At 73.6% G+C, this 7,967-nt stretch carries 7 protein-coding genes; 4 read left to right on the top strand and 3 right to left on the bottom strand.

Annotation, left to right across the window (positions count from 1 at the left end):
* The first annotated feature begins 77 nt into the window (after positions 1–77).
* Positions 78–698 (top strand): response regulator transcription factor, encoded by a 621-nt coding sequence (locus AB0K00_RS55500; RefSeq protein WP_363539381.1) that lies wholly within the window; start codon positions 78–80, stop codon positions 696–698.
* Here AB0K00_RS55500 and AB0K00_RS55505 read toward each other — a convergent pair.
* The 3 genes from AB0K00_RS55505 to AB0K00_RS55515 form a co-directional block, all read right to left on the bottom strand.
* Positions 670–2,238 carry a cellulose binding domain-containing protein gene (locus AB0K00_RS55505; protein WP_363539383.1) on the bottom strand — a complete coding sequence of 523 codons (1,569 nt, stop codon included), beginning with the start codon at positions 2,236–2,238 and terminating at the stop codon, positions 670–672. The two genes, AB0K00_RS55500 and AB0K00_RS55505, sit on opposite strands and share 29 nt — an antisense overlap.
* Before the next feature lie 57 nt (positions 2,239–2,295).
* Positions 2,296–4,578, bottom strand: a complete 2,283-nt coding sequence (locus AB0K00_RS55510) for a bifunctional diguanylate cyclase/phosphodiesterase (RefSeq protein ID WP_363539385.1) — start codon at positions 4,576–4,578, stop codon at positions 2,296–2,298.
* 136 nt (positions 4,579–4,714) lie between these two features.
* Positions 4,715–6,160 (bottom strand): family 43 glycosylhydrolase, encoded by a 1,446-nt coding sequence (locus AB0K00_RS55515; protein WP_363539387.1) that lies wholly within the window; start codon positions 6,158–6,160, stop codon positions 4,715–4,717.
* A gap of 83 nt (positions 6,161–6,243) precedes the next feature.
* On the opposite strand from AB0K00_RS55515, the gene AB0K00_RS55520 reads away from it, so the two are divergent.
* The 3 genes from AB0K00_RS55520 to AB0K00_RS55530 all read left to right on the top strand — a co-directional run bounded on the left by AB0K00_RS55520 (position 6,244) and on the right by AB0K00_RS55530 (position 7,903).
* Positions 6,244–6,951 (top strand): hypothetical protein, encoded by a 708-nt coding sequence (locus tag AB0K00_RS55520; RefSeq protein ID WP_363539389.1) that lies wholly within the window; start codon positions 6,244–6,246, stop codon positions 6,949–6,951.
* Between the two features lie 8 nt (positions 6,952–6,959).
* Entirely contained in the window at positions 6,960–7,088 is a 129-nt protein-coding gene (locus tag AB0K00_RS55525; RefSeq protein WP_363539391.1) for a hypothetical protein, read from the top strand.
* 191 nt (positions 7,089–7,279) lie between these two features.
* Complete coding sequence (locus AB0K00_RS55530; RefSeq protein ID WP_363539393.1) at positions 7,280–7,903, top strand: hypothetical protein; 624 nt, start codon at positions 7,280–7,282, stop codon at positions 7,901–7,903.
* Positions 7,904–7,967: the final 64 nt, after the last annotated feature.

Raw genomic sequence — 7,967 nt, forward strand, 5'->3', positions numbered from 1 at the left:
CAAATACGCGGCACACGCACCCAGCGGGAGTTTCGAGAAGCGTTGCCATCCGCCCGGGCCCGTGGTGTCGTGGCGGCATGCAGGTCCTGGTCATCAGCACCACCGGCAACAGCCTCGCCGAGCTGCTGCGTCCCTGCGCCGGCGCGCTCGACGTGTGCCCGCTGCTGCACGTGCTCAACGGCGGGCGGATCGACGCCGACCTCGTCGTGCTGCACACCCACGCGCCGATCCGCGAGCTGGCCGCACTCGCCACGCTGCCGCCGCCGCGGCCGCCGGTGCTGGTCGTCGCGCACACGGTGGTGCCTGGCGACGTGGTGCCGATGCTGCGCGCCGGCGCCCGCAGCCTGCTGGTCGAGGGCCAGTACACCCGGGCGGACCTGCTGGAAGCGGCCCGCGCCACCGCCGACGGCCACAGCCGGCTCTCGCCGCTGCCACTGTCCATCGTGGTCGATCACGTGCAGCACCGCTCCGCCGACCGGGCGCCGGCGCTGCTGCACCAGCCGCTGACCCGCCGCGAGCACGACATCATGGAGCTGATCGCGGCCGGCGAGCCCAACGCGGCCATCGCCGACCGCCTCGACCTGGCCGAGAAGACGGTCCGCAACCGGGTCAGCCAGATCTACCTGAAGCTGCGCGTCAACAACCGCACCGAGGCGATCGTGCAGTGGCTCAGCCGCACCGAACGCCGTTCAGGGTGAACGCCGTCGGCGCCGGGTTGGCCCCCTGCCAGGTGCCTTGCAGCCCGAACGTGAGCGTCCCGTTCGGCGCCAGCTTCGGCGTGACCCCGCCGTCCTCGACCACGACCGCCGCGCCCGTCTGCGTCACGATCGCGCCCCAATAGCTGATCACCTTCTGCCCGGAGGCGTACTCGAACCGCAGCGACCAGCCGTCGATCGCCTTCGCGCCGGCGTTGGTCAGGACAACGTCGGCGACAAACCCTGGGTCCCACTCGTTGCGCTTGGAGTAGCGCACCTGACAAGCAGCGTCGGTACCGGTGGACCCTCCGACGCCGGTGCCGCCTCCGGCGGCGGGTGCCGGGCTGGACGTGACGGACGCAGGGCTTCTCGGCGGTTTCGTGACTGCCGGTGCGACGCTCGGCCCCGACGCCGCCGGCGACCCGGCCGGCGCGGCGCCGGATGGCTGTCCACCCGGCAGCGACGGACCGGCGCCGGCGGGCGGCGCGGCGATCCGGTCGCGGGGCGGGTCCCCGGCGCCGCCGAACGGCAGGATCAGCGCCACCGGCAGGGCGGCCGCGGCCGCGCCGACGAGCAGCCGGAGCCGCCGCGACGGCGGCGCGCCGACCGGTGCCGGCTCGGCCGGGACGACCGCGGTGACCCGGGTGCCGCCGCCGGGGCGGGACCACACGGTCAGCGTCCCGCCGCACACCCGGGCCCGCTCGTCCATGCCGACGAGCCCGTGGCTGCCGGCGCGCTGCAGGAGGCTCAGGTCGGCGGGCACGGCGAACCCGGCGCCGTCGTCGCGGACCTCCAGGGTCACCTCGCCGGCGGCCCGGGTCAGGGTCACCGCGACCAGTTCGGCGCGGGCGTGCGCGGCGACGTTGCGCAGCGCCTCCCGCAGGATCCAGCACAGCTCGATGCCGGTCTCCGGCGCGGTGTCGACCTTGGACCCGGTGTCGACCGCCGCGTTGTGCAGGATGACCCCGACGCCGCTGGTCACCGACCACTCCCGGCCGATCGCGGCGACGAGGTCGGACAGCGGGACGTCGGCCGGGTTAGAGCGCAGCTCGTCGATGAGCACCCGGGCGTCGCGGGCCGCGTCGAGCGTCCCGTCGCGCAGCGTCGCGGCGAGCCGGCTGGCCCGGTCCGGCTCGGCGAGGGTGCCCGGCAGCGCCGCCGCGCCGAGGGCGATCGCGTCGAGGGTCTTGCTGAGCGAGTCGTGCATCTCCCGGGCCAGCCGGGCCCGTTCCGCGGCCGCGGCGGCGGCCCTGCCCTCGGCCCGCATCCGCTCGCCCCGCGTCGTCCACGCCCGCCGGACCCGCAGCGCCAGCACCGGCAGCAGCCCGGCCGCCACGACGACCCCGAAGACGACCAGCGGGTGCGGCTCCGCCGCCGAGCGCAACCAGCACAGCAGTACCGCCGCCGGAAGCCAGATCACCACGGCGGCAGACCCGAGCAGGGTGCCCGCGAGGGCGGCCGCGGCCGCAAGGGGGATCACCGCGGGAGTGCCGGTCAGCCACACCCCGGCGATCGTCGCTCCGGTGGCGGCCAGGAGCGACATGACCGCACGAAGACGCACAGAGTCACGCATGGTGCGACGAGTATTACGCGCAGCGCCTCAGCCCGCCACCGTGCTGGCGGGCAGCTGGCGTTCGAGGTCGCCGGCCGGCACCGGCCCGGAGAAGTAGCGTCCCTGCGCCTTCTCGCAGCCCAGCAGCGTCAGCTCGCGCGCCTGCGCCTCGCCCTCGACGCCCTCGGCGACGGTGTCCAGGTGCAGCATCTGCCCGAGGCGCAGCACCGCCTGCGCGACCGCCGAGCCCTTGGAGGTGCCGTCGAGCTCGGCGACGAAGCAGCTGTCGAGCTTGAGCGCGTCGACCGGCAGGCGGGTCAGGTACCGCAGCGACGAGTACCCGGTGCCGAAGTCGTCCAGGGCGATGCGGATGCCGGCCGTGCTGAGCGCCTCGAGCTGCGCGATCGAGTCGGCCTCGCCGATGACCGCGCTCTCGGGCACCTCCAACACCAGGTACCCGGCGAAGAACCCGGCCCGGTCCAGGATCTCCAGCACCTGCCCGGTGAAGCCCTGGTTGTCCAGCTGCCGGGGCGAGATGTTGACGTTGAGCTGGAGCGAGGGCACCCGCCGCTGCCACGTCTTGGCCTGCGCGCAGGCCAGCTCCAGCACCCAGCGGCCCAGCTCCTCGATCAGGCCGGCGCGCTCGGCGAGCGGGACGAACTTCTCCGGGAGCAGCAGCCCGTGCCGCGGATGCTCCCACCGCACGAGGGCCTCCACCCCGGTCAGCTCGCGGCTCGGCAGCGCGACGATCGGCTGGTACAGCAGGCGCAGCTGCCCCTCCGCGATCGCGGCGCGCAGCTCCTGCTCCAGCGACAGCTCCGCCTCGTCGGTCAGGCTGCGGTCCCAGGACTGCCAGCGGGTGCCGCCGGTGCGCCGCTTCGCCTGATACATGGCGAGGTCGGCGCGGTGCAGCAGCTCGTCGGTGGTGCACTCGCCGGGCCGGCCGATCGCGACGCCGATGCTCGCCGACGCGCGCAGCGTCTGGTCGCCGAACGGGATCGGCTGCTCCGTCGCGGCCACGATCCGCTTGGCGACGGCCACCGCGTGATCGACCCGGCCGATGTCGTGCAGCACCACCGCGAACTCGTCGCCGCCGAGCCGGCCGACCATGTCGCCGCCGAGCACGCTGCGGCGCATCATCTCGCCGAACTCGACCAGCAGCCGGTCGCCGGCCTCGTGTCCGAGGGTGTCGTTGACCTGTTTGAAGCCGTTCATGTCGATGAGCAGCACGGCGGTGCTGCGGCCCGAGCGCTCACCGCGGGCGAGGGCCCGGGCGAGCACCTCGTGCACCCGGAAACGGTTCGCCAGGCCGGTGAGCCCGTCGGTCACCGCCATCTCGCGGCTCTCCTGCTGCACCAGCACCTGGCGCAGCACGACCAGCCCGGTGATGCCGAACGCGCCGACGACGAGCCCGGCCCAGGGGTACGCCTGCTCCTGCCGCACCGCGGCGAGGATCATCAGCGCATAGCCGACGCCGATCCCCGCGTACGGCAGCTTCCCGGCCATCCCCCGGCCGGTGACGCGCGGCCCGGGCCGGTCGTCGCGCCGGCGGCTCGCCCGCCGGTTCTGCTCGGCGGCTGCCTGCCGGTTCTGCTCGGCGGCGGCGACCGCGAGCAGGAAGTGCGCCGTGGTCCAGCAGACGAACTGCCAGGCGGTGCGCGCGACGTGGTCGGTGTGCGCCTGCATGTATCCGAGGTAGCCGTCGCCCACGGTGAAGACGGCCATCGCCGCGGCCACGATGCCCAGGGGCCGGCGCGACGTCGGGTCGGCGCCGCGCAGCAGCACCTTGGCGATGCCGAACAGCAGGGCGAGGTCGGCGACCGGGTATGCGGCCGCGGCCACAACGGTGCCGACCGAGGCGCCCTTCGCCAGGATGTACGGGCCGACCACGAAGTACCACATCATCATCGCCGCGCCGGCCAGCACTGTCGCGGCGTCGAGCAGATGTTTGTGGCGCTCGTTGCGGGTCGCCGCGTGCAGCGGGAACGTCTGCACCGCGAACAGCAGCACCAGCACGAACGCCAGGTGCGGCACGTCGCCGGGCGACGGGAAGGGCCGCGGGCCGGTGACGGTGAAGACCAATGGCACGCTGAGCGCCAGGGCGTACCCGAGCGACATGAACCACCAGGAGCGGCGGGTCCGCTCGTCCAGCCCGCCGTGCCGGGCCGCGCAGACGGCGCCGAACAGTCCCACGGCACCGAACGCGAGTGTCCCGGCGCCGGCGGGCGCGTGGATCGGGGCGGCGCCGGTGACGACCGCGACGAGGATGCCGGCCAGCGCGAGCCCGTACACGCCGCCGAGCGCGTAGAGCGTGGCGGTCCACCGCCACACCCGCCGGTCGTTTACCACCGCGATGGCAACCCACTCCCCCGAACCGCTTCCCCTTGTCGATCGTCCATTCGGCGGCGACCGGGTGCGGTTGAGTGAAAGGCGCCCGCCCGTGCCGGACGGGCGCCGACTCAGCGGGTCAGCCGCGGCGCCACAGCTGCGCGCCGAGGCCGTTGCACGGGTACAGCGACAGGCGGGCGCCGTTCGCGGTGTTCCAGTTGTAGTCGTCCAGGCACATGTTGCCGGCGACGTTGCGCAGCGAGAACCAGCCGCTGCCGCGGTCCTGCAGCTCCCACCGCTGCGCCGCGGAACCGTTGCACGCATACAGGCCCACGTCGGCGTTCGACGCGGTGCTGGCGTTCAGGTCGTCCAGGCAGGTGCCCGTGTTGCGGTTGCGGATCTCGTACCAGCTGACGCCCTTGTAGTTGAACTCCCATTCCTGGGCGGCGTTGCCGCTGCAGTCCCACAACCGCACCAGCGCGCCGGGTGTGGTGTCGAAGTTGTAGTTGTCGACGCACCGGTTGCTGTACTGGCCGCGGATACCGGGGGCGGTCACGGTGCTCGGGATCGGCTGGCCGAAGAACGGGTCGCCGTTGTCGCGGAAGTACAGCTGCTGCATCCGGGTGTGCCGGTTGGGGTCGGTGAGCGCGTCGGGCGTCGGGTTGGCGTAGTCGCGGGCGTGGTAGACCAGCATGTCCGTCGTGTTGTCCTCGGCGACCGTGAAACTTCCATGGCCGGGGCCGTAGACGCCGTTCGCCGTCTGGAAGACCGGGTTCGGGTGCTTGTACCACGACGCGGGGTTCAGCAGGTCCACGTTGTCCCACGAGGACAGCAGGCCGAGCTTGTAGCGGGAGTCGGTCGCCGACGCCGAGTACGCGATGTAGACCCGGCCGTTCTTCACCAGCGGCGACGGCCCTTCCACGACCCCGGCGACGCCTTCCTTCTCCCAGTTGTAGGTCGGCCGCGCGATCTCGGTGACCGTGCCGGTGATGCCGGTCGCCCCGTTCATCCGGGCGATGTACATGTGGCTGTTGAAGTTGGTCTCCGGGCTGTCCTGCGCCCACACGAAGTAGCGCACCCCGCGGTTGACGAACGACGCCGCGTCCAGCTGGAACGACTCCCAGCCGGTGGTGAACCGCTGCGGCGCGCTCCACGCGCACGACATGGGATTGGCGCAGGTGTTGCGGATCCAGTACAGGCGCTGGTCGAACCGGGCGGTGCCGGGTGACGCCGAGAAGTACATGTACCAGGCGCCGTCGTAGAAGCGGATGTCGGGCGCCCAGATCCACCCGCTCAGCGCCCCGCTCGACGGGGCGACGAACGCGTTCGAGGTGGCGGCGGAACGCAGGCCCTGCAGCGTGGTGGACCGCCGCAGCTCGACCCGCTTGTAGTCCGGCACGGAGGCCGTCATGTAGTAGTAGCCGTCGGTGTGCTTGTAGATCGCGGTGTCGGCGCGCTGGCTGATCACGGGATTGCTGATCGTGACGAACTGCGCGGGGGCCGCCTGGGCGGAGACGGCCAGCAGCCCGGCGACGGCTGCCAGAACGACCGCGGTTCGCAGCCGGATGCGGGTTGACCATGCCATGAGGGCGACTCCTTCGAACGCCAGCAATGTGAGCGCAACCATTGCATGACACCCACGCTCAGGCAATCGATGCACGTTTACCTGTGAGCGATAACAGCGACCTGGTCACGCTGCTGGCCGCGGCGGCGGCCGGCCTGACCCTGCACGCTGGGCGTGACCTGCTCGCCGGGCACGCCGCGGTCCTCGGCACCGGCTGGGCCGGCGTCGCGTGGCGGATCGGGCGCTGGTCGGTGCTGGTCGAGTCGACGCTGTGGCGGGCCTCGTCCACGCTGACCTACGCCAACGCGGCCGCCGCGGTCCTCGCCGTCACCGCGCTGCTGGCGCTGGCGCTGACACTCGACGCACCCGGCGGGTGGTGGCGGTCCTGCGGGGCGTACCTCTCGCTGGCCGGTCTCGCCGCGACGCTGAGCCGGGCCGGGGCGCTCGCGTTCGTCGCGGGGCTGCTCGTCCTCGCGGCCGCCGCCGGTGTGCGTGCCGTGCTCCGCCAGGCGGCCCCGGCCGTCCTCGGTGCGGTCATTGCCCTGGCGGCGCTCATCCCGTCGTTCCCGGCCGGCGCCGAGCCACGACCCCTGCTCGCGGTGGGCGGCCTGCTCACCGGCGGCGCGGTGGCCGTGCTGGCACCGCGGCTGCGCGGCCGGGCGCTGCTCGCGGCCTGGACGGCACTGGCGGCGGCCCCGCCGGCTGGTACTTCACCGCGCAGGCGGGCGTCACCCAGACCGGCGGCAGCATCACCACCGGCGGCCAGAACCACACGTCCGAGGCGACCTGCACCGGCACGGCGCAGAAGGTGAAGATCCCGGTGACGGCGTCACCGGCCCCGTTCCACGCCGGGGTGGCCTACGCCCTGGGCGACCTGTCGGTGCGCAGCCCCAACTACTACTACAGCTACGCGACCACCGGCCGCGAGATCGTCAACGTCGAGTCCTGACGGCCACTGGCGCGCCGGCCCTCCCGGCCGGCGCGCCTTTGTCTCCGCGGTTCACGGGCCGGGTGGGAAGAGCAGCGCCCGGTTGAGGGCGGGTCGCGCCAGGAGGTGGGCGCGGCCGCGGGCGCAAGAGTGGCGGTGCCGTCCGTCAGTAGTGCATCGGATGCTGAGCGACGCAGGGAGTGTCTGCACCGATGAGCGATGATGTTGGACAACCGGCGACCGCCCGCGGCGGCACGGTTGCGCTGATCCGGCCGGGGTCGGACCTGCTGAGGTCCCTGGTGCACGAGGCGGCCGTGGACGCGGGCCTGCCGGCGGCAACGGTGGAGGCGCTGCCGGGCGGGATCAGGCTCACCCAGCCCGACGCCGGGCCGGCGGTGACGGTCGCCGGTGGCTTCGTGCAGGCGCTCGACGACGCGCTGCGCGCCGCGGCCACCGGCATCGGCCAGGTCCGTGTGGCGATGCACTACTCGGACGCGGGCGGCCAGCAGGACGTCGAGCGGGTGACGCGGCTGGTCGGGGAGCCGGTGCTGGACGACGTCCTGCGGGCCACGTCCGGGGCGCGGATGGTGGTGATGGTCAGCGACGCCTTCCACCGGGTCGCGATCAGGCCGGGCCACCCGTCGATCGACAGGTCGGCCTACGCGCCGATCGGCGACGCCTGGGTGCGGGTGCCTGGCGCCCCCGGGCCGCGCGGGCTCCATCCGCGCCCGGCGCGGCCTGGCGTCCCCGCGGCGCGCGGCGACCACGCCCGCCCGGCGCGGCCGCCGGACGGCGCCCACCACGAGGGCGGCAATGTCGGAGAAGGCGACGCCTGACCGACCGGGCCTGGTGAGGCGCGTCGACCCTGGTGTCGACGCGCCTACCCGTCGTGCCGGCCCC

Source organism: Dactylosporangium sp. NPDC049525 (assembly GCF_040676755.1).
Lineage (GTDB): Bacteria > Actinomycetota > Actinomycetes > Mycobacteriales > Micromonosporaceae > Dactylosporangium.

Coding starts and splice junctions, on each gene's coding strand:
- AB0K00_RS55515 (WP_363539387.1), bottom strand. CDS start 6,160: ATGGCATGGTCAACCCGCATCCGGCTGCGAACCGCGGTCGTTCTGGCA.
- AB0K00_RS55530 (WP_363539393.1), top strand. CDS start 7,280: ATGAGCGATGATGTTGGACAACCGGCGACCGCCCGCGGCGGCACGGTT.
- AB0K00_RS55500 (WP_363539381.1), top strand. CDS start 78: ATGCAGGTCCTGGTCATCAGCACCACCGGCAACAGCCTCGCCGAGCTG.
- AB0K00_RS55505 (WP_363539383.1), bottom strand. CDS start 2,238: ATGTCGCTCCTGGCCGCCACCGGAGCGACGATCGCCGGGGTGTGGCTG.